This is a genomic window from Variovorax sp. CAN15 (assembly GCF_030462475.1).
In the GTDB taxonomy this organism is placed as follows: Bacteria; Pseudomonadota; Gammaproteobacteria; order Burkholderiales; family Burkholderiaceae_C; genus Variovorax.
This window is the reverse complement of record NZ_JASMRZ010000051.1, coordinates 21238-41098: the sequence shown is the minus strand read 5'-3', so window position 1 is coordinate 41098 and position 19861 is coordinate 21238. Positions and strand designations below refer to the sequence as shown.

At 65.0% G+C, this 19861-nt stretch carries 19 protein-coding genes, 2 tRNA genes and 1 pseudogene; 9 read left to right on the top strand and 13 right to left on the bottom strand.

Translation table 11 applies throughout. The features are described 5' to 3' along the window. Window positions 1–924 (top strand): annotated as a pseudogene (locus QMO14_RS23755) (hypothetical protein); the annotation flags it as partial. Next, window positions 921–2264 carry an MATE family efflux transporter gene (locus QMO14_RS23750; protein ID WP_301510173.1) on the top strand — a complete coding sequence of 448 codons (1344 nt, stop codon included), beginning with the start codon at window positions 921–923 and terminating at the stop codon, window positions 2262–2264. The pseudogene QMO14_RS23755 and the gene QMO14_RS23750, both read left to right, overlap by 4 nt. Before the next feature lie 19 nt (window positions 2265–2283). Here the strand turns inward: QMO14_RS23750 and phoR are convergent, their stop codons facing one another. The 7 genes from phoR to pstS are packed head-to-tail and all read right to left on the bottom strand — an operon-like array spanning window position 2284 to window position 8932. After that, the gene (gene phoR, locus QMO14_RS23745; protein ID WP_301510172.1) at window positions 2284–3621 is read right to left on the bottom strand and encodes a phosphate regulon sensor histidine kinase PhoR; all 1338 of its coding nucleotides are present in this window, start codon (window positions 3619–3621) and stop codon (window positions 2284–2286) included. Window positions 3622–3665: 44 nt separating this feature from the next. Next, window positions 3666–4358 carry a phosphate regulon transcriptional regulator PhoB gene (phoB, locus tag QMO14_RS23740; protein WP_007836652.1) on the bottom strand — a complete coding sequence of 231 codons (693 nt, stop codon included), beginning with the start codon at window positions 4356–4358 and terminating at the stop codon, window positions 3666–3668. Window positions 4359–4385: 27 nt separating this feature from the next. Then, window positions 4386–5087: a phosphate signaling complex protein PhoU gene (gene phoU / locus QMO14_RS23735; RefSeq protein ID WP_301510171.1), complete on the bottom strand. Its 702-nt coding sequence runs from the start codon at window positions 5085–5087 to the stop codon at window positions 4386–4388. 16 nt (window positions 5088–5103) lie between these two features. After that, window positions 5104–5883: a phosphate ABC transporter ATP-binding protein PstB gene (gene pstB / locus QMO14_RS23730; RefSeq protein WP_301510170.1), complete on the bottom strand. Its 780-nt coding sequence runs from the start codon at window positions 5881–5883 to the stop codon at window positions 5104–5106. Between the two features lie 20 nt (window positions 5884–5903). Further along, entirely contained in the window at window positions 5904–6788 is an 885-nt protein-coding gene (pstA, locus tag QMO14_RS23725; protein ID WP_301510169.1) for a phosphate ABC transporter permease PstA, read from the bottom strand. After that, window positions 6785–7867, bottom strand: coding sequence for a phosphate ABC transporter permease subunit PstC (gene pstC, locus QMO14_RS23720; RefSeq protein WP_301510168.1), 1083 nt, complete (start codon window positions 7865–7867; stop codon window positions 6785–6787). Before pstC ends, pstA begins: the two co-directional genes overlap by 4 nt. Window positions 7868–7897: 30 nt before the next feature. Continuing rightward, window positions 7898–8932 (bottom strand): phosphate ABC transporter substrate-binding protein PstS, encoded by a 1035-nt coding sequence (pstS, locus tag QMO14_RS23715; RefSeq protein ID WP_301510167.1) that lies wholly within the window; start codon window positions 8930–8932, stop codon window positions 7898–7900. Window positions 8933–9191: 259 nt separating this feature from the next. Here pstS and QMO14_RS23710 point away from each other — a divergent pair, with 259 nt between their 5' ends. Continuing rightward, window positions 9192–10712, top strand: coding sequence for a Ppx/GppA phosphatase family protein (locus QMO14_RS23710; RefSeq protein WP_301510166.1), 1521 nt, complete (start codon window positions 9192–9194; stop codon window positions 10710–10712). Window positions 10713–10746: 34 nt separating this feature from the next. Here the strand turns inward: QMO14_RS23710 and QMO14_RS23705 are convergent, their stop codons facing one another. The 3 genes from QMO14_RS23705 to QMO14_RS23695 all read right to left on the bottom strand — a co-directional run bounded on the left by QMO14_RS23705 (window position 10747) and on the right by QMO14_RS23695 (window position 14427). After that, on the bottom strand, window positions 10747–11208 hold the full coding sequence (locus QMO14_RS23705) for a histidine phosphatase family protein (RefSeq protein ID WP_301510177.1): 462 nt from the start codon (window positions 11206–11208) through the stop codon (window positions 10747–10749). Window positions 11209–11227: 19 nt separating this feature from the next. Then, window positions 11228–13366: a polyphosphate kinase 1 gene (gene ppk1 / locus QMO14_RS23700; RefSeq protein WP_301510165.1), complete on the bottom strand. Its 2139-nt coding sequence runs from the start codon at window positions 13364–13366 to the stop codon at window positions 11228–11230. Between the two features lie 179 nt (window positions 13367–13545). After that, on the bottom strand, window positions 13546–14427 hold the full coding sequence (locus tag QMO14_RS23695) for a GNAT family N-acetyltransferase (protein WP_301510164.1): 882 nt from the start codon (window positions 14425–14427) through the stop codon (window positions 13546–13548). Window positions 14428–14600: 173 nt separating this feature from the next. On the opposite strand from QMO14_RS23695, the gene QMO14_RS23690 reads away from it, so the two are divergent. The 5 genes from QMO14_RS23690 (at window position 14601) to QMO14_RS23670 (ending at window position 17787) form a co-directional block, all read left to right on the top strand. Beyond that, window positions 14601–16283: an FAD-dependent oxidoreductase gene (locus QMO14_RS23690; protein WP_301510163.1), complete on the top strand. Its 1683-nt coding sequence runs from the start codon at window positions 14601–14603 to the stop codon at window positions 16281–16283. A 59-nt stretch (window positions 16284–16342) separates the two neighbouring features. Further along, window positions 16343–16588 (top strand): UBP-type zinc finger domain-containing protein, encoded by a 246-nt coding sequence (locus tag QMO14_RS23685; protein ID WP_301510176.1) that lies wholly within the window; start codon window positions 16343–16345, stop codon window positions 16586–16588. Between the two features lie 119 nt (window positions 16589–16707). Beyond that, window positions 16708–17412 (top strand): glutathione binding-like protein, encoded by a 705-nt coding sequence (locus QMO14_RS23680; RefSeq protein ID WP_301510162.1) that lies wholly within the window; start codon window positions 16708–16710, stop codon window positions 17410–17412. A 35-nt stretch (window positions 17413–17447) separates the two neighbouring features. Next, window positions 17448–17524, top strand: a tRNA-Pro gene (locus QMO14_RS23675). A gap of 186 nt (window positions 17525–17710) precedes the next feature. Further along, a tRNA-Arg gene (locus QMO14_RS23670) sits at window positions 17711–17787 on the top strand. Between the two features lie 557 nt (window positions 17788–18344). On the opposite strand, the gene QMO14_RS23665 is transcribed toward QMO14_RS23670, so the two are convergent. Further along, window positions 18345–18563, bottom strand: a complete 219-nt coding sequence (locus QMO14_RS23665; protein ID WP_301510161.1) for a hypothetical protein — start codon at window positions 18561–18563, stop codon at window positions 18345–18347. Between the two features lie 116 nt (window positions 18564–18679). On the opposite strand from QMO14_RS23665, the gene QMO14_RS23660 reads away from it, so the two are divergent. After that, on the top strand, window positions 18680–18931 hold the full coding sequence (locus tag QMO14_RS23660) for a hypothetical protein (RefSeq protein ID WP_301510160.1): 252 nt from the start codon (window positions 18680–18682) through the stop codon (window positions 18929–18931). A 49-nt stretch (window positions 18932–18980) separates the two neighbouring features. Here QMO14_RS23660 and QMO14_RS23655 read toward each other — a convergent pair whose 3' ends face one another. Together QMO14_RS23655 and QMO14_RS23650 are read right to left on the bottom strand one after the other, a co-directional pair. Then, a complete protein-coding gene (locus tag QMO14_RS23655) occupies window positions 18981–19352 on the bottom strand; it encodes an Hsp20/alpha crystallin family protein (RefSeq protein ID WP_301510175.1) in 372 nt (123 codons plus the stop codon). Between the two features lie 53 nt (window positions 19353–19405). Beyond that, window positions 19406–19843 (bottom strand): Hsp20/alpha crystallin family protein, encoded by a 438-nt coding sequence (locus QMO14_RS23650; RefSeq protein ID WP_301510159.1) that lies wholly within the window; start codon window positions 19841–19843, stop codon window positions 19406–19408. Window positions 19844–19861 lie beyond the last annotated feature (18 nt).

The following is a 19861-nucleotide window of genomic DNA, read 5'->3' as shown; positions in this document are numbered from 1 at the left end:
GTCTTCAGCCTGAAGCTACCGACGTGGAAGATCACCGTGATGGGCAACACCCTGGTGGGCGACGTGCGCGGCCAGGCCAAGCTGCTGCTCTGGTTCACCTGGCCGGTCTGGCCCCTCGCCATCTGGACGCTCTGGCGCTGGCGGCGACAGCTCACTGCGCGCCACGTCGCACTGCCCTTCTGGTTCGCGCTGGTGCCGCTGGCCGCCACCTGGACCACAGACTACTCCGACCGTTCGCTTCTGCTGGCCCTGCCTGCCTTCGCCACGCTCGCGGCCTTCGCATTGCCTACCTTCCGGCGCAGCGCCGCCGCACTGATCGACTGGTTCAATGTTCTTTTCTTCAGTGGACTCGCCGTGCTGGGCTGGATCTACTGGATAGCGATGCAGACCGGCGTGCCGCCCAAACCCGCGGCCAGCGTCGCGCGGCTGGTGCCCGGTTTCGTGCCCGAGTTTTCGCCGATCGCCGTGGTACTCGCCGTGGCCGCGACCATCGCCTGGTGCTGGCTGGTGCGCTGGCGCACGGGGCGGCACCGTGCGGCACTCTGGAAGACGCTGGTGCTGCCGGCCGGTGGCACGGCCCTGTGCTGGATGCTGCTGATGACGCTGTGGCTGCCGCCCATCGACTACGCACGCAGCTACATCCCGCAGATCCGCGCCGTTGCCGAGCGCGTCGGCCAGCCGCGCTGCATCGCGGAGTTGGCGCTGAGCCGTCCACACATTGCAGCACTGCGCCATCACGGCAACTTCAACGTTCAGCCGCTGCTGCTGGGCACGGATTGCCCGTGGCTGCTGGTCAGCCCCGACACGATCGAGCGGCTGCACACCATCATCCCCTTCGACCAGTGGCGCTTCGCCGGTACGCTGCGCCGTCCCAGCAGCCCGGCTGACGACCTCCTGCTCTACCAGAAGATCCCGCCGCAGTGAGGAGCGAACGGGCTCTGATCGCGCGGCATGCGGGCACGGTGCTCGTCGGCCAGCTGGCCGTGATGGCCTTCGGCGTGACCGACACCATCATCGCGGGCCGCTATTCCGAGAATGCGCTGGCTGCGTTGTCGGTTGGGGCCGCCGTCTTCATCAGCGTGTATGTCTCCCTGATGGGCGTTCTTCAGGCGCTGCTGCCCATCTGGGCGGAGTTGCACGGTGGCGGGCGCGGCGACGAGGTGGGCCGGTCGGTGCGGCAATCGCTCTACCTCGCGGCCATCGCCATCGTGGTCGGCATGGTGATCCTGCTGCTGCCGGGTTCGGTCCTGCAATGGACCCAGGTGCCGGCGGAGATGCGCGGCGAAGTCGAGGCCTACCTTGCCGTGCTGGCCTTCGCGCTGGCACCCGCCCTGCTCTTTCGCCTTTTCAGCACGCTCAACCAGAGCCTGGGCAAGCCCAAGCTTGTGACGTGGCTGCAGTTGGGCTCGCTGGTCGTGAAGCTGCCGTTGTCCATCTGGTTCACCTTCGGCGGCGCGGGCCTGCCGGCCATGGGGCTCGTGGGCTGCGGCTGGGCCACGCTGTGCGTGAACTGGACCATGCTCGGCTGCGCCATCTGGCTGCTGCGCAACCAGCCGTTCTATGGCGGCTACGGGCTCTGGAAGCGCATCGAAGCGCCCGACTGGCGGCAGATCAGCAAGTTCGCGCGGCTCGGCGTGCCAGGCGGGTTGGCGGTGCTCGTTGAAGTCACGTCGTTCACGCTGATGGCCCTGTTCATCGCGCGCCTTGGCACCGCTGCCGCGGCGGCGCACCAGATCGCTTCGAACCTTTTGGCCGTGGCCTACATGACGCCGCTGTCGCTGGCCATCGCGACCAGCGCTCGCGTGAGTTTCTGGCTCGGCGCCGGCGATGACGCCAAGGCCCAGCACGCCTGCCGCATGGGCTTCGAGCTGACTGCTCTCTGCGCGCTGTTCTATGCCGCCGTCATGGCCCTGCTGCGAAACGAACTCGCCAACGTGTACTCCGACAACCCGGTCGTCATTGCGATGGCGGGTGCGCTGCTGCTGGCGGTGGCGCTTTACCACTTCGCCGATGCCGTGCAGACCTTTTGTGTTTTTGTTCTGCGCTGCTATCGGGTCACGCTGGCGCCGCTGGTGATCTACTGCACGATGCTGTGGGGAGTCGGCCTGGGAGGCAGCTATCTGCTTGCTTACCGCGGCCTCGGGCCCTGGACGGCAATGCAGTCGCCGCTGGCGTTCTGGATCATGAGTGCCGCCGCGCTCGCCCTGACCGCCCTGCTCTTCGGCGCGCTTCTGCGCTGGACGATGCGCCAGCGCGCGGGATAAAGAAAAAGGGCTAGAAGGCCTATTTCGCCATCACGCGCGCTTCTCGCACACGTGCCGCCGGAAACACCAGCGCGAAGCGGGAGCCCTTGCCCACCGTGCTTTCGATGCGCAGCTCCGCGCCATGCCGCTGCGCGATGTGCTTGACGATCGCCAGCCCCAGCCCGGTGCCTCCGGTTTCGCGAGAGCGGCTGCGGTCGATGCGATAGAAGCGCTCGGTCAGCCGCGGAATGTGCTCGGCGGCGATGCCCGGGCCGGTATCTTTCACGGCATATTCGCCTCGCCCGTCCGGCAGCACGCGCCAGCTAACGGCCACCTCGCCACCTCCGGGCGTGTAGCGGATCGCATTGCTCAGCAGGTTGGACATCGCACTCTGCAACTCGGTCGGCGCGCCCGACACTTCGGACTCGGCATCGACGGTGAACGACAGCCGGTGTCCTTGCGGCGTCAGGCGCCCCGAAAGGCCGCGCCCCTCGTCCTCGCACTGCGCAAACAGCGCACGGATGCGAATCCATTGGCTGCCGGAGGGCGGTGCGCTGCCTTCGAGCCGCGACAGCGTCAGCAGATCGTTCACCAGAGTCTCCATGCGATGCGACTGCTGCCCCATCAGCGACAGGTAGCGCATGCGCTCGTCCGCATCGAGCGGGAGGTTCTGAAGGGTCTCCACGAAGCCTGCCAGCACCGTGAGCGGTGTGCGGATTTCATGTGACACGTTGGCCACGAAATCACGCCGCATCGCCTCGGCCTGCTCCAGCGCGGTGATGTCGCGCGTGAGCAGCATGCGGCGATTGCCGGCATAAGGATGCACCTGCACCGAAAGACGAACCGGATGGCTGCGCTGATGGCCGTGGCCGAGTCCGGGGGCATCAATGACCACGTCGCGGCTGTAGTTCCAGGATGCGAGATACGCCACGAAAGCGGGGTCGCGCACGAGATTCGCCAGATGCTGTGCCAGATCGCGCTCGGCATCGATGCCGAACTGGCTGGCGGCTGTCTGGTTGCACCACTCGATGCGGCCCTGCTCATCGAGCAGCACCACGCCGTTGGGCGATGCCTGGATTGCAGCAAGGAACTCCTGCAGGCGATCTTCAGCTTGGCGGGTCTGCTGCTCGCGGTCGCGCAGCAGCTTGCGGATGCGTTCGGAGAGCTCGCCCCAGACACCGGGCCCGCGAGATGGCAACCCACTGGCATCGTTGCGCAACACCCGCAGCAGGCGATCGGCCCGCCAAGCGTCCAACCCCAGCCAGAGCACCGCACCAAGCCAAGCACCCAGCCACCCGAACCCCCAGCCAAAAATGGCAACAGCACCCGCCCCCAAAAGGAGAGATGCTATTAAAAATGTAGCAATTCGAAAAGGCATGGCGGGCGATTATCCGCGCCCGCAGCCAAGGGGCACCACGACGGTCAAACCGTGACTTGGGCGGTCAGGCGGTAGCCCGCTCCGCGGACGGTTTCGACCATCGGCGCCGCCGCACCCAGCGATTCGCGCAGGCGCTTGACGTGCACGTCGACCGTGCGCTCCTCGATATAGACGTGGTCGCCCCAAACCTTGTCGAGCAACTGCGCACGGCTGTGCACGCGCTCGGCATGCTGCATCAGATAGGCCAGCAGCTTGAATTCGGTCGGGCCGACCTTCAGCGCGCCGCCCTGCCAGGTCACACGATGGGTGGAGGTATCGAGGGCCAGTTCGCCGATCTCGACGCGCTCGGTGACCACTTCCGGCGCCCGGCGACGCAGCACCGCACGGATGCGGGCCAGCATTTCCTGGGTGGAGAACGGCTTGGTGATGTAGTCGTCGGCACCGGCATCGAGGCCGGCAACCTTGTCGGGTTCGTCGCCGCGCGCGGTGAGCATCAGGATCGGGATGGCCTTGGTGCGCGGGTCCTTGCGCCACTGGCGCGCGAGCTGCAGGCCGCTCTGGCCCGGCAGCATCCAGTCGAGCAGGATCAGATCCGGCAGGAAGGCGTCGATCTCGCGCTGGGCCGCGGCGCCATCTTCCGACCAGATCGGCTCGAAGCCGTTGTGGCGCAGGTTGACGGCGATCAGCTCGGCGATCGAGGACTCGTCTTCGACGATCAGGACTCGGGGTTTCTTCATGCTTGCTTGGGAGTCTTGCCGCGGTTGTTACTGCAGCGCGGACTCGATTTCCTGCATCGAAGTGTGCCGCACATCGGCACCCTTGACGATGTAGATGATGAATTCGGCGATGTTCTTCGCGTGATCGCCGATACGTTCGATGGCCTTGGCCAGGAACAGCAGGTCCAGGCTGGCCGAGATGGTGCGCGGGTCTTCCATCATGTAGGTGACCAGCTTGCGGACGAAACCGTCGAACTCCTTGTCGATCAGGTCGTCGTCCTTCAGGATCGACAGCGCCGCGGCGGTGTCGAGCCGTGCGAAAGCGTCGAGCGCCTTGCGCAGCAGGCCCGCAGCAAGGTCGGCGGCAATGCGCAGTTCGGTCGTGGGCAACTGCCGGGCTGCCCCGCTCTCGATGATCGACTTGACCATGCGAGCGATCTTGTTGGCTTCGTCGCCCACGCGTTCGAGGTTGGCGGTGGTCTTGCTGATGGCGATCAGCAGCCGCAGGTCGCGTGCGGTGGGCTGGCGGCGCGCGATGATGGAGGACAGTTCGCGGTCGATGTCGATTTCCATCGCGTTGACGCGGTGCTCGGTTTCCATCACGCGGTTGGCTGCTTCGGAGTCGAACTKCAGCAGCGCGTACACGGCCTGGTTGATCTGCGATTCGACCATGCCGCCGAGCTCCATCACGCGCGACGAAACGCCGTTGAGCTCGCTGTCGAACTGGCTGGAGAGGTGTTTCTCGGTCATGTTGTCTCCTTTGACTTCAACCGAAACGGCCGGTGATGTAGTCCTCGGTCTCCTTGCGCTGCGGCTTGAAGAACATCTGTTCGGTAGCGCCGAACTCGATCAGGTCGCCGAGGTACATATAGGCGGTGTAGTCGCTGCAGCGGGCGGCCTGCTGCATGTTGTGCGTCACGATGACCACCGTGTATTCATTCTTGAGCTCGGCGATCAGTTCCTCGATCTTCGCGGTAGAGATGGGGTCGAGTGCCGAACAGGGTTCATCAAGCAGCAGCACCTCGGGCTTGATCGCGATGCCGCGCGCGATGCACAGACGCTGCTGCTGGCCGCCGGAGAGGCCCGAGCCGCTTTGCTGCAGCTTGTCGCGCACTTCGGTCCACAGCGCGGCCTTCTTCAGGGCCCATTCGACGCGGTCGTCCATTTCGCTGGGCGAGAGGTTCTCGAACAGCTTCACGCCGAAGGCGATGTTGTCGTAGATCGACATCGGGAACGGCGTGGGCTTCTGGAACACCATGCCGACCTTGGCGCGGATCAGCGCCACGTCCTGCTTCGAGGTCAGCAGGTTCTCGCCGTCGAGGGCGATGGTGCCCTCGGCGCGTTGCTCCGGATAGAGCTCGAACATGCGGTTGAAGGTACGCAGCAGGGTCGACTTGCCGCAGCCCGAGGGGCCAATGAAAGCCGTGACCTTGTTCTCGGGAATTTCGAGATTGATGCCCTTGAGCGCGTGGAACTTGCCGTAATAGAAGTTCAGGTCCTTGACCGAGATCTTCGAGCGCGACGGTTGTGCAACGGTATTTGGCATGTTGTTGTCTTCTTCCGGATTCAATGTTTGTTGCGCGTCAGTACCCGCGCCAGGATGTTGAGGGCAAGCACGGCAATCGTGATAAGGAACACGCCGGCCCATGCCAGCTGTTGCCAGTTCTCGTACGGGCTCATCGCGAACTTGAAGATCGTGACCGGCAGGCTGGCCATCGGCTGGCTCACGTCGGCGGTCCAGAACTGGTTGTTCAGGGCAGTGAAGAGCAGCGGCGCGGTTTCGCCCGCGATGCGCGCCACGGCCAGCAGCACACCGGTGACCACACCCGCGCGGGCGGCGCGCAGCGTGATGCTGATGATGACCTTCCACTTCGGCGTACCAAGTGCGTAGGCCGCTTCGCGCAGGCCCGGCGGCACCAGTTGCAGCATGTTCTCGGTGGTGCGGATCACCACCGGAATCACGATCAGCGCCAGCGCAAGGGCGCCGGCCAGGCCCGAGAAGGTCTTGAAGTAGGCCACCACCACGGCATAGACGAACAAGCCGATCACGATCGACGGCGCCGACAGCAGGATGTCGTTGACGAAGCGCGTGACGGAGGCGAGCCAGCCCTTGGGGTTGTACTCGGCCAGATAGATGCCGGCCATGATGCCGATGGGCGTGCCCACGAAGGTGGCCAGCATCACCATCACGAACGAGCCGAAGATCGCGTTCGCGATGCCGCCCACCTCGTTCGGAGGCGGCGTCATCTGAGTGAAGGTGGCGATGGCAAGGCCACCCACGCCCTGGCGCAGCGTTTCCCAGAGGATCCAGATCAGCCAGAACACGCCGAAGGCCATTGCGGCCAGCGACAGCGCGAGCGCGATCTTGTTGACACGGTTGCGCGCGGCGAATTTGGCCTGGCGCGTTTCGGCCAATGCCTTGGCCGAGAGAAGGTTCTGAGCGGTGCTCACGACTTGGTTCCTTCGCTCTTCTTCATCTTGGCCAGCAGCATCTTGGAGAGCGACAGCACGATGAAGGTGATGAAGAACAGCACGAGGCCGAGATACATCAGCGCGGCCTGGTGCAGGCCCGCGCCGGCTTCGGCGAATTCGTTGGCGAGTGCCGAGGTGATGCTGTTCGCAGCCTCGAACACGGAAAGGGAGTTGAGCTGGTTCATGTTGCCGATAACGAACGTGACCGCCATCGTTTCACCCAGCGCGCGGCCGAGACCGAGCATGATGCCGCCGATCACGCCTGCCTTGGTGTAGGGCAGCACCACCTTGGAGACGACCTCCCAGGTGGTGGAGCCGAGACCGTAGGCCGACTCCTTCAGCAGGGGCGGAGTCACTTCGAACACGTCGCGCATCACCGAGGCGATGAACGGAATGATCATGATCGCGAGGATGATGCCGGCCGACAGAATACCGATGCCCACGGGCGGACCGGAAACCAGGGCTCCGAGGTATGGCACGCCGGAGAGCAGCTTCTGCAACGGCTGCTGCACCCAGGCCGACAGGATCGGCCCGAACACCAGCAGGCCCCACATGCCGTACACGATGGAAGGCACCGCAGCCAGCAGTTCGATGGCCGTACCCAGCGGGCGCTTGAGCCAGCTGGGCGAAAGTTCGGTAAGGAAGAGCGCAATGCCGAAGCTCACCGGCACCGCGATCACCAGTGCGATGAACGAGGTGGCGAGCGTGCCGTAGATCATCACCAGACCGCCGTACTCGTCCTTGACCGGGTCCCACACGCTGCTCGTGAGAAAACCGAGGCCGTATTTCGAGATGGCGGGCCAGGCGCCGGCAATCAGGGACAGCAGGATGCCGATGAGCATCGCAAGCGTCAGCAATGCGGCGCCCTTGGCGGCCCAGCCGAACAGCCGGTCGGCCATCGGGCCGGAACGCGGTGCCTTCACGGGCGGCGGAGGTGCGGTGGCACGACCGCGCTCGGCCGCGAGGTCGAGAGAGGTGGTGGCGGCGGGAAAGGTGGATGACACGGGGCGCTCCGGCAAAGACGAAAGCGGCGCGTCCTCGAGCGAAGAATTGCTCATGGGCGCGCCGTCCTGGACAGATGGGCAGGTTTACTTGAACGCGACGGGCTTGCCTGACGAATCCTTCACCTCACCCCATGCCTTGGCAATGGTGGCCTTCACGGTGTCGGGCATCGGCACGTAGTCGAGATCGTCGGCCGTCTTGTCGCCGCTCTTGTAGGCCCAGTCGAAGAACTTCAGCACGGTGGTCGCGTTGGCGGGCTTGTCCTGCACCTTGTGCATCAGGATGAAGGTGGCGCCGGTGATGGGCCATGCATCCTTGCCGGCCTGGTTGGTCAGCACCTGATAGAAGCTCTTGTTCCATTCGGCGCCGGCTGCGGCGGCCTTGAATGCCGAGTCGTCGGGCGACACGAAGGTACCGGCGGCGTTCTGCATCTGGGCGTACGTCATCTTGTTCTGCTTGACGTAGGCGTATTCGACGTAGCCGATCGAGTTCGGCAGGCGGTTCACGAAGGCTGCGACGCCTTCATTGCCCTTGCCGCCCGCGCCGGTGGGCCAGTTCACGGCGGTGCCTTCGCCGACCTTGGACTTCCACTCGGCATTGACCTTGCTCAGGTAGTTGGTGAACAGGAAGCTGGTGCCCGAACCGTCAGCGCGGCGGACCGGTGCGATTGCAGCGTCCGGAAGGTTCAGCGAACCGTTCAGTGCCTTGATGGCGGGGTCGTTCCACTTGGTGATCTTGCCCAGGTAGATGTCGCCCAGGACCTGGCCGTTGAGCTTCAGCTCGCCGGGCTTCACACCCTGGATGTTGACCACGGGGATCACGCCGCCGATGACGGTGGGGAACTGCATCAGGCCTTTGGCCTGGAGTTCTTCGTCCTTGAGGGGAGCGTCCGAAGCGCCGAAATCGACGGTCTTGGCTTCGATCTGCTTGATGCCGGCGCCCGAGCCGACCGACTGATAGTTGATCTTGACGCCGGTAGCCTTGTTGAAGTCGGAAGCCCACTTGGCGTAAAGCGGAGCCGGGAAGCTGGCGCCGGCGCCGGTCACGTCTTGTGCGAAGGCGGGAAGGGAGAACACCGCAGCCACGAGGCCGGCTGTTGCAAATTTGAACGTCGTTTTCATGAAGCTTCCTTTAGAGGTAAGAAGTAGTCCCTTTTCGGGCTTGGGACGGACTCTAAAAAGCTTCTGTGACATCAATATGACACCCCTCTACCGAGGGAAAATGCCTTTCCTTCACTGACGCTTCGTGTGACGCTGTCACACAACGGTCATTTGCCGCACCTAGCCTCTTGAAACCCGCCACAGCGGGATCCGGCGGCGGCGCGTCCTGTCACGGCGCTACGATCCAACACGAAGAATCCCCGCCTCTCTTTCAGAACACATGCAAAACGGCACCCGCCTCGCGGCAGTCGACCTGGGGTCGAACAGTTTCCGGCTCGAAATCGGACAGGTCGACCACGGCCAGATCCACCGCACCGAATACCTCAAGGAAACGGTGCGACAGGGCAACGGCCTGGACAGCGCACGCAACCTGACCACCGAAGCCATGCAGCGCGGCTGGGACGCCCTCGCCCGCTTCGGCGAGCGTCTGGCGGGATTCAAGCGTTCGCAGGTCAGGGCCGTGGCAACGCAGACCCTGCGCGAAGCCCGCAACCGTGAAGAATTCCTGTTGCGCGCGCGCACCATTCTGGGGTTCGGCATCGACGTGATCCCGGGGCGGGAGGAAGCCCGCCTCATCTATCAGGGTGTGGCGCACATGCTGCCGCACAACGATGCCTCCGACCGCGAACGCCGGCTGGTGGTCGACATCGGGGGGCGCTCGACCGAAATGATCATCGGCCATGCCATGGAAGCCGACCGCATGGAGTCGTACCGCGTCGGCAGCGTCGCGTGGTCCATGAAGCACTTCGGCGAAGGCCTCTTCACCCAGACGGCTTTCCGCGCCGCCGAAGTCGCGGCCAAGGCCGTACTCGACGATGCGCTCGGCAGCTACATGCGCGACCAATGGGACGTGGCCTACGGCGCCTCGGGCACCATTGGCGCGGTCGGCGACGTGCTGGCTGCGGCGGGCGGCGAACCCGGCCTCGTCACACGAGACGGTCTCGACTGGCTGCTCGACCGCCTGCTCAAGGCCGGCAGCGCCGACAAGCTGCGCATCGACGGCATGCGCGAAGACCGCAAGGCCGTGATCGGCGGCGGTCTGAGCGTGCTGCGCGCGGTTTTCGACCTCCTTTCCATCGACGAAATGAAGGTCGCCCAGGGCGCGCTGCGCCATGGTGTGCTCTACGAGTTGCTGGAACGCGACGAGAGCGTCGCCGACATGCGCACCACCACCGTGGCGCGGCTGGCCAACCGGTTCGCGGTTGATCCGGAGCAGGCCCGGCGTGTCGGCGATACCGCCGCAGCACTCTTCGTGCAGCTATCGCCCGCTGCGCGCGGCGGCAGTACCACCAACCGGGCCGGCCGGGCGCTGCGCAAGCTCGGGTGGGCAGCACAACTGCACGAGATCGGCACGCTGGTATCGCACAGCGACTACCACAAGCACGGCGCCTACATCCTCGACAACACCGACGCACCGGGCTTTGCGGTCAACGAACTCCACGCGCTGGGCCAATTGGTGCTGGGCCAGCGCGGCAAGCTTCGCAAGCTCGAAGCCTCGTTGGACGACGAGACCTTCGTTATGCAACTGCTGTCGTTGCGGCTCGCGGTGATCCTGTGCCACGCAAGGCGCGACCCCGATCCACGGGCACTGCATCTCGCGGCGTTGGGTGCGCGGGCATTCACCATCGCCTGCGCTCCCGATTGGGCCGAGGCGTATCCGCAATCGGCGCATTTGCTGCGCGAAGAAGTTCTGGCCTGGCAGAAGACAAGCAACTGGCGGGTGGAACTCAGCGGCTGCTGAGCGCCCTCGCCCGCCAGCCTCTTTGCCTATCTGATCAGAGCAACTCCGGCGATTGCACCGTCACCACGACGGTCTGCACATCGCCGTCGCGTTCGCGCGTGCGGATCCACCACAACGCCCCCTTGCGCACCGGGCAGCTGTCCTGCTTCAGGCCCAGCAGCAGCGAGATCGCCTGCCCCACCGACGGCTGGTGGCCGATCATCAGCACAACCGATTTGCCATTGGGCCATCCGGCCGCGCCGAGCAGCGCCTCGGCGGTGGTGTCCGGAGCGAGTTCCGAACGCAGCTTGTACTTGCGGCCCAGCGCCAGCGCAGTCTGCTCGCAGCGCCGCGCCGGGCTGCAGATGATGCGCGTGCCATCCGGCAGTTGCCGATCAAGCCATGCCGCCATCCGCTTGGCCTGCTTTTCGCCGCGCCCGGTGAGCGAGCGCTGCATGTCGTCGCAACCCTCGGTCCAGTCCTCGGCTTCGGCGTGGCGCCAGAAGATCAAGTCCATGGTCATCGTCTTTCGATCTTCAGTTGCTGGATGCATCGCTGAGATGCCCTCGTGACGCGTAGCGATTCATCAGCGCCGCCTGCGCACCGTGGGCATCGACGACGGGCGATGAGCCCGCTTCGCCCGATTGCGTATCGCGGTCGACGCGCGTGTAGCTGCCGCTCGCGCCCAGATCCCAGGCGTCCCGGCCGTCGTGCAGATAAGCCACCAGGCACTCGTCGATCAGCCGCTGGCGCAAGCCCGGGTCCGTCACCGGCCATGCAAGCTCGATGCGCCGCATCATGTTGCGGTTCATCCAGTCAGCGCTCGACAGGTACAGCGACTCGTCATCGCCATTGCGGAAATAGAAGACCCGAGAATGCTCCAGGAAGCGGCCGATCACCGAGCGCACCCGGATGTTGTCGGTAATGCCCGGCACCTGCGCCGGCAGCGTGCAGGCGCCGCGCACGATCAGGTCGATCTTCACGCCCCTCTGCCCCGCACGGATCAGCGAAGCGATGATTTCGTCGTCGGTCAACGCATTCATCTTGGCGACGATGCGTGTCGGCTGTCCCGCGGCGGCAGCCAGGCCCAGCGCATCGATCTGCGCAATGATGTTCTTGTGCAGGTCGAACGGCGCCAGCCACATGCGGTTGAGCTTCGGCAGCCGGCTCTGGCTCGCCAGGTGCACGAAGACGGCCTCCATGTCCGCCGTCAACAGCGGATCGGCCGTGAGGTGGCTGATGTCGGTGTAGAGCCTGGCGGTGCGCGGGTTGTAGTTGCCCGTGGAAAGATGGCCGTAGCGGCGCAACTGCTTGCCCTCGCGCCGCGTCACCAGCAGCATCTTGGCGTGGGTCTTGAGACCGACCACGCCGTACACCACCTGCGCGCCGATCGACTCGAGCATCTCGGCCCAGTTGATGTTGGCTTCTTCGTCGAAGCGGGCCTTCAGCTCCACGACCACCGTGACTTCCTTGCCGCGCCGAACGGCTTCGCGCAGCAGGTCCATCATTTCCGAATCCGCGCCCGTGCGGTAGATGGTCTGCTTGATCGCCAGCACCTGCGGGTCTTGCACCGCCTCGCGCAGGAAGGCCAGCACCCCCTCGAAGCTCTCGAAGGGCTGGTGGATCAGCACGTCGCCGCGCTGCAGCTGCTCGAAGAATGACTGGCCAGGCGACAAGGTCACAGGGTAAGACGCGCGGTACGGCGGAAAACGCAGCTGCGGCTCGTCGAGCAGGTCGGCCAGTTGCGTGAGCCGGGCCAAGTTCACCGGCCCATGCACTCGGTACAGCGCCTCGGGCGGCAGATTGAATTGCGCCAGCAGGAAGCTCGCGAGAGATTCGGCGCAACTCGCCGAGACCTCGAGACGTACGGCCTGGCCATAGTGCCGGTGCTGCAAGCCTTGACGCAACGCCGTGCGCAGGTTCTTGACGTCTTCCTCGTCCACGGCCAGGTCGGAATGCCGCGTCACGCGGAACTGCGAGAAGTCGCCCACCTCGCGCCCCGGAAACATGCTGCTCAGGTGCGCACGCACCACGCTGGAAAGCGCCACAAAGAGCGTCTTGCCCTCCGACACCTTGGCCGGCATCTTGATCAGACGCGGCAGCACGCGCGGCAGCTTGACGATCTGGATCGGGTTTTCACGCCCGAAAGCATCTTTACCGCCCAGCCTGACGATGAAGTTGAGCGATTTGTTCGCGACCTGCGGGAACGGATGCGCCGGATCGAGGCCGACCGGAATCAGCAGCGGGCGCACCTCGCGCTCGAAATACTCGCTGACCCATTTGCGCTGCGCCGGATTGCGCTCGCCGTGCGAAATGATGCGGATGCCGTGCGTCGCGAAGGTCGGCATCAGCTCGTCGTTGTACAGCGCGTACTGGCGCGCCACCAGCTTGTGAGCCGCTTCGGCCAGCCGCTGGAACGATTCGACGGTGTAGGTGCCCTTGTGGTCGCCGGCGCTGCCCGCAATCAGATGCGGGGCGGCGCGGACCTCGAAGAACTCGTCGAGATTCGACGAAACGATGCACAGGTAGCGCAGTCGCTCGATCAGCGGCACCTCTTTGCGGTGCGCCCAGTCGAGCACGCGCTCGTTGAACGAAAGAATGCTGTGGTCGCGGTCCAGCAATGTGAACTCGGGGGCCGCAACGTCGAGGGACGGGTTTGCGGGGGCGGGTGACATGGACACTGATTCTGAAGCAGGCGACACAGGAGGAAACACAGGCTGAAATATGACAGTGTCAGCCCCTCTTGTGACAGTTCCATGACTATTCGGTGACGCCTCGGCCCCAGCAGGTTGCTGGCCAAGGGCTCCAGATGTAGAAGCGAGCGACCCGGTTTCGGGCCGGTCGGCCGCCGGCTTCATGCGCCCAGGAAATGCTTGCGGTAACGCGCCGGCAGGTCGTCGATGCGCATCAGCATCGGCAGGTCGGCCGCGTTGAAATCCGGGTCCCAGGCCGGCGCGCCGAGCACTTTCGCACCCAGGCGCAGGTAGCCCTTGATGAGCGCCGGGGGCTCCACGTCGAGCGTGGTGTCGAGGCGCTCGACCGGTAGCGGCAGGCGCGGCTGCACCTGATATTGGATGGGTGCCATGTGCTTGGCCGAAACCTGGCGCCAGATGCTGGCGGCGGCATCACCATTCGTGACACCGTTATGTGACATCGGAATGCTCGCGCAGCCGATCATCGTGTCCAGCTTGTTGCGGTGCATGAAGCCGGCCAGGGCACCCCAGAGCGCGAGGATCACGCCGCCTTGACGATGATCAGGATGCACGCAGCTGCGGCCCAGTTCGACCATGCGCTCGCGCAGGTCGCGCAGGCGGGTGAGGTCGAATTCAGTATCGCTGTAGGTGCTGCCGACCCGGCGGGCCTGGGCCGGCGTGAGCACGCGGTAGGTGCCGATGACTTGCTGGGTCAGCTCATCGCGCACCAGGAGGTGCTCGCAGAAGTCGTCGAACAGGTCGATGTCGTGGCCGGCCAGCGGCGAGGAAACCCGGGCACCCATTTCACCGACGAAAACGTCGTAGCGAAGACGCTGGGCAGCGCGCACGTCGTCGACATGACGGGCCCAGCCGACTGTGATGCCTTGCTTGGACTCGACGGCCTGCGGCAGGATGACCGCCGGCGCCTGGGGCACCGACGTACGGGCGGCAACGGTGGAAGCACCGGTCGCGGGAGCGGGCCACAAGGCCGCGCGAAGCCCTATCTGCGAAAGCGGAAACGTCGGGTTGGGCAGTTCTTTCATGGGGAACCCTTTCTGCCGAGGGAGTCTCCGTACCTGCGATGAAGCGGGCATGTCAGGAACATTGCAGGTGCGTGACGCCGTTACAGCCCCAAGCCACCCGTAAAAACGGCTGCGAACCACTTGGGCCGGCTTCGTCGTTTAATGCGGTGGATTCGCGAAATGGAGCTCCACCCATGGCCACAACCGCCGCCAACGGCGCTGACAACAGCCGCCTCCACCAGACTTTCCCCGTCCTCAGTGACACCGAGATTGCGCGCATTGCACGCTTCGGCACCGTGCAGCAGTTCGCGCGCGGCACCCGGCTGTTCACCGCGGGCGAAACAGGCCCCGGCATGTTCGTGCTGCTGAAAGGCGTCGTGGCTGTCACGCAACGCGACGGGCTCGGTCATGTGGTGCCGATCTTGCGGCAGGGGCCGGGCGAATTCCTCGCCGAGGTCGGCCAGCTGAGCGGCCGCCCTGCCCTCGTCGACGGCCACGCCGACGAGGATGTGGAAGCGCTGCTGGTGTCGCCCGCGCAGCTGCGTGCGCTGCTGGTGGCCGAGGCCGACCTCGGCGAGCGCATCACCCGCGCGCTGATCCTGCGGCGCGTGGCGCTGATCGAATCGGGTGCCAGCGGGCCGGTCCTGATCGGCCAGCCGCAGTCGCCCGACATGGCGCGGCTTGAAAACTTCCTGCGCCGCAACGGCTATCCATATCACCTGGTCGACGCCGCGCAAGACCACGACGCCGCCGCGCTGCTTGCCCAGTACGGCGCCTGCAAGCTGCTGGCGGTGTGCCCGGACGGATCGGTGCTGGTCAACCCGAGCGACGATGCGCTGGCGCGCTGCCTCGGCATGGTCGACACGGCCGAGCGCAACGAGCTGTACGACGTGGCCGTCGTCGGTGCCGGGCCCGCCGGACTGGCGACTGCGGTATACGCGGCCTCCGAAGGGCTGCGCGTGATCGTGCTCGACTGCCGCGCGTTCGGCGGCCAGGCCGGTGCCAGCGCGCGCATCGAGAACTACCTGGGCTTTCCAACCGGCATCTCGGGACAGGCGCTGGCGGGCCGCGCGTTCGTGCAGGCCCAGAAATTCGGCGTGGAGATGCTGATTCCGGCCAAGGTCGTGTCGCTCGACTGCTCGCGCGAGAACGCGCTCGAGAGTCTGGCCGTCGCGCTGGCCGATGGCCGGACGATCCATGCGCGTACGGTGGTCATCGCCAGTGGCGCTCGCTACCGCCGCCCTGAAGTTCCGAGGCTTGCCGAATTCGAAGGCCGAGGCGTCTGGTATTGGGCCTCGGCGATCGAGGCGAAGATCTGCGCGCAACAAGAGGTCGCCCTGGTCGGCGGCGGCAACTCGGCCGGCCAGGCCGCAGTGTTCCTGTCGCGCCATGCGGCCAAGGTCAATGTGCTTGTGCGTGGGCCGTCGCTCGCCGCCAGCATGTCGCGCTACCTGATCGACCGGATCGAGGCCACGCCCAACATCTCGCTGCAGCCGCACACCGAGCTCGTTCGCCTGCATGGCGGCTCCGACGAAGGCCTCACGGGCGCGACATGGCGCTGTCACACCTCCGGCAACGAACATGACTGCGCGGCGCGCAACATCTTTCTCTTCGTCGGCGCGGAGCCGGAAACCTCATGGCTCGACGGCTGTGGCGTGGCGGTCGACAAGCATGGCTTCGTGCTGACCGGGGACGCCGCCAGCCGCGGCTTTCCTGCGCGGCCGTCCGCGACGCTCGAATCGAGCGTGCCGGGCGTGTTCGCCGTCGGTGACGTACGTTCAGGCTCGGTCAAGCGCGTGGGCGGCGCCATCGGCGAAGGCGCGGCCGCGGTCGCGCTGATTCACCAGCACCTGTCGCAGGCCTCGGCCGTGGCCTGAACGGCGCATCAGCTCAAACCAGAAGGAGTCCGAAGTTGCCCATCAAACCCTGTGAGCACGTGCCCGCCGAGATCGCCCAGCCCCACGCCCAGCAACAGCGCGGCTGCGAAGACTGCCTGAAGACCGGCGACACCTGGGTCCACCTGCGCCTGTGCGTGCATTGCGGGCACATCGGCTGCTGTGATTCGTCGAAGAACCGTCATGCGACGCGACACTCCCACGCCGAAGGCCACCCTGTCATCCAGTCGATCGAGCCTGGTGAAAGCTGGATGTGGTGCAACCTGCACGAGAAGCAAGTCGGCTGAAATTTTCGGAAGCTTCGCCAGCCAGACTCCGAATTCCCGCGCCAGCACGCGATTGAATTCGCACGTATATGCTGCCGGGCTCGAATCAAACACATCCCATCACCGGAGTGCCAGACAACATGCCCGCATCGCCCATCGAGGTCTATTCATGGCCCACGCCGAACGGCCACAAGATTCACATCATGCTGGAGGAGTGCGGGCTGCCGTATCACGCGCACCCTGTGAACATCGGCAAGGGCGACCAGTTCGCGCCCGACTTCCTTCGGGTCAGCCCCAACAACAAGATCCCCGCCATCACCGACCCCAATGGTCCGGACGGCAAGCCGATCTCGCTCTTCGAATCGGGCGCCATCCTCGTCTACCTCGCTGGCAAGACCGGCAGGTTCCTGCCCACCGGCGACCGCGAGCGCTACGACGTGCTGCAGTGGCTGATGTTCCAGATGGGCGGCGTGGGCCCCATGCTTGGCCAGGCGCACCACTTCCGCCTGTACGCGCCCGAGAAAATCGCCTATGCCATCGACCGCTACAGCAACGAAGCCAAGCGCCTCTACGGCGTGATCGACAAGCAGTTGTCGAAAAGCAAGTTCATCGCCGGCAAGAGCTACTCGATCGCCGACATCGCCATCTTCCCGTGGCTGCGCAGCTGGGAAAACCAGGGCATCACCCTCACCGACTTCCCCCATCTGAAGGACTGGTTCGACGGCATCGCCGCGCGCCCGGCCGTGCAACGCGGCGTGAAAGTTCTGGCCGATCTGCGTCAGCCGATCACCGGCGACAAGGAGCGGGAGATTCTTTTCGGCAAGACTCAGTACGAGAAACGCTGAGAGTCCTTTTATCCGGGCTAGAATAGAGGGCTTGTCGGGGTGTAGCGCAGCCTGGTAGCGCATCTGGTTTGGGACCAGAGGGTCGAAGGTTCGAATCCTTTCGCCCCGACCAATAGAAATCGAAAAGCACACAGTCTCTCAACGGCTGTGTGCTTTTTTCGTTGGGTCGTCCGGCGCTTGCCCCGAAGCAGCGCCCTCCCCGCGAATCATGACGCGGAACTCGGTAGAATCCGCCGCTGCCACTTGAGGGCAATCGCGCTCAAGTCCTTGATTTTCCTGGCTTCTTTGCAGCCGGGATCTGCCCGTAGCTCAGTTGGATAGAGCACCTGCCTTCTAAGCAGGTTGTCGGGGGTTCGATCCCCTCCGGGCAGGCCAATCCCGTCTCTGACCGTCGCGGTTTTCTCTGACGCAATACCGCTGCTTCGGCTCGTGGAACTCGAGCAGAAGGCGACGGCTGGTACCTGGTCTCCGCTCTCCGCTCTCCGAATCACGCTCGCAATACCGACGGAGCCTGAAGGCCGAGGGGCCGGCACCCAAATCATGTCAATGCGTGCCTACGTGCCCGCCGTTTGGCCCCAAGGTCGAGTAGATCGGGCCTCAGCCGACGCTTCTTCTGCCGCCGGCGCAGCGTCATCGACCGGGGGGCCTGAAGCGATCACTCTTTCGGCAGGCAGCATGAGCATGTCGCGCGCTTCCTCCACGGTGCAGGTCAACCAGCGGTCGAAGTCGTGCGCCTCGAGCGGCACCACCGAGCGCTTCCTCCCAAGGGCACATCGGGGCATCTTTTCGCTGCAGGAGATTTCTGCAAACAAAAGGGCTACACTTCATTTCGGGCAGCCAATCTCCCCCTCCTCCCTCCCTGGCTGTCCATTTAGCCCGCTTCGGCGGGTTTTCTTTTGGGCATAGCCTTCGCCGCGCGGCCCCGAAGAACTCTATGCGCGCTGATGCCGCGATCGGGAAAGCTCGGCCCGACCGAGCGGCGTGATGCGCAAGATCAAGGCAGACCGCCTGAGCGACTCACCCGGTTGCGGCAGCCTCGCTTCGATGAGATTGGCAGCGGCCAGAACCGCCGCGCACTGGATGTCGGCCTCCTCGACAACCGCCAGGGGGAAGGATGCCTCCTCGATGCGGCGAAGAAAGTCCATCGGCATTGCTGATCCTCATAGGTGTCCGCTTCTTGTCGTCGGTGTTCATATCGCCCCGTGGCAATTCTGGAGCGCCGCGGCCGATCGCGATGTAGGGCCATGCCTACCAGTACGATCGAACGATGACCACTCTTTACCTGCAGATGACCGAGAAACTCTCCGCGCATTGGAGGGAGAACAACAACGCCTATCCGCGGAAGTTCGTGCTGTCGCCGGCCCTGCGCGACGAGTACCTGCGAAACCTCGGGCTCGTGACCATCCCGGGTGAACGCGACATGAGCGCCACGAAGCACATGGGGGTTCCCATCGAGATCGACGAAGCCTCGCCGGGCGTCATGGTCGCCGCGGACGGCAGCGAGGTCGCGTTGCAATGACGGCCTGCCACGCGCTTCGAGCCGGTCGCCCGGCTCGAAGCGCGTGCGCTCAGGCCACTTCCACGTTGATCCGCCTGGGCTTCGCGTGCTCCGCCTTGGGAATCCGCAGCTTCAGGACACCCTGCGAAAGCTCCGCGGACACCTTTTCGGTGTCCAGTTCCTTGCTTAGCGTGAAGACACGGCGGAACCGTCCCAGCCCGACTTCCGTATGGCTGGTCTTCAGGCCATCGGGAACCGTCAGGCTCGACTCGGCCTCGATGGTCAGGGTGGCAGCCTCCACGTGAAGGGAAAGCCCCTCGCGCGCGACGCCAGGAAGATCCGCATAGAGCGTTATGCCGCCGGCGTCCTCGATCACGTCCACTGGCGGCGTCAGGGCCGCGCTGCCATAGCGCGACGCCTTCGCTTCAGCGCTCTCCGGCATACCGGTGTAGCGAGTCTGGATGTCGTTGCTCATGGTCGTCATCTCCTCTTGTCTCACTGGACCGCAATGCGGCGAGGCTGGGCCGACGCGCGCCGGCGAATGGTGATGCGCAGCACACCGTCGGTGAGCTTTGCATCGACCGCGTCCGGGTCCGCATCGTCCGGCAGCGTGAGCATGCGGCGAAACGCGCCTTCGAAGCGCTCGTTGATGTGCACGGCGGCCTTCGCGTCCGCCTCGGGCAGCACGCTCGCGCGCTTGCCCGCGATCGTCAGGAGGCCGCGTTCGAGTTGGACCTCCAATGTGCCTGGGTCGACGCCCGGTGCGAACGCATGGATTTCCACCGCCTGCGGCGTGGCACCGATGTTCAGCGCCGGAAAACCGTTGCTGCCGAAGCCGCGGATCGTCGGCGCCAGATCGAAAGCTTGCTGCATGTCCCGCTGCAAGCGGTCCATCTCGGCAAGCATGTCGCGTGGGAAGAAAGTTCTGTGCATGGCTGAGCCTCCAAGAAT

Bases quoted from the DNA above. Each gene is read 5' to 3' on its own strand.
- phoR (WP_301510172.1), bottom strand. From the start codon at position 3,621: ATGCCTTTTCGAATTGCTACATTTTTAATAGCATCTCTCCTTTTGGGG.
- phoB (WP_007836652.1), bottom strand. From the start codon at position 4,358: ATGAAGAAACCCCGAGTCCTGATCGTCGAAGACGAGTCCTCGATCGCC.
- pstB (WP_301510170.1), bottom strand. From the start codon at position 5,883: ATGCCAAATACCGTTGCACAACCGTCGCGCTCGAAGATCTCGGTCAAG.
- pstC (WP_301510168.1), bottom strand. From the start codon at position 7,867: ATGAGCAATTCTTCGCTCGAGGACGCGCCGCTTTCGTCTTTGCCGGAG.
- pstS (WP_301510167.1), bottom strand. From the start codon at position 8,932: ATGAAAACGACGTTCAAATTTGCAACAGCCGGCCTCGTGGCTGCGGTG.
- QMO14_RS23710 (WP_301510166.1), top strand. From the start codon at position 9,192: ATGCAAAACGGCACCCGCCTCGCGGCAGTCGACCTGGGGTCGAACAGT.
- QMO14_RS23705 (WP_301510177.1), bottom strand. From the start codon at position 11,208: ATGGACTTGATCTTCTGGCGCCACGCCGAAGCCGAGGACTGGACCGAG.
- ppk1 (WP_301510165.1), bottom strand. From the start codon at position 13,366: ATGTCACCCGCCCCCGCAAACCCGTCCCTCGACGTTGCGGCCCCCGAG.
- QMO14_RS23695 (WP_301510164.1), bottom strand. From the start codon at position 14,427: ATGAAAGAACTGCCCAACCCGACGTTTCCGCTTTCGCAGATAGGGCTT.
- QMO14_RS23690 (WP_301510163.1), top strand. From the start codon at position 14,601: ATGGCCACAACCGCCGCCAACGGCGCTGACAACAGCCGCCTCCACCAG.
- QMO14_RS23680 (WP_301510162.1), top strand. From the start codon at position 16,708: ATGCCCGCATCGCCCATCGAGGTCTATTCATGGCCCACGCCGAACGGC.
- QMO14_RS23665 (WP_301510161.1), bottom strand. From the start codon at position 18,563: ATGCCGATGGACTTTCTTCGCCGCATCGAGGAGGCATCCTTCCCCCTG.
- QMO14_RS23660 (WP_301510160.1), top strand. From the start codon at position 18,680: ATGACCACTCTTTACCTGCAGATGACCGAGAAACTCTCCGCGCATTGG.
- QMO14_RS23655 (WP_301510175.1), bottom strand. From the start codon at position 19,352: ATGCCGGAGAGCGCTGAAGCGAAGGCGTCGCGCTATGGCAGCGCGGCC.
- QMO14_RS23650 (WP_301510159.1), bottom strand. From the start codon at position 19,843: ATGCACAGAACTTTCTTCCCACGCGACATGCTTGCCGAGATGGACCGC.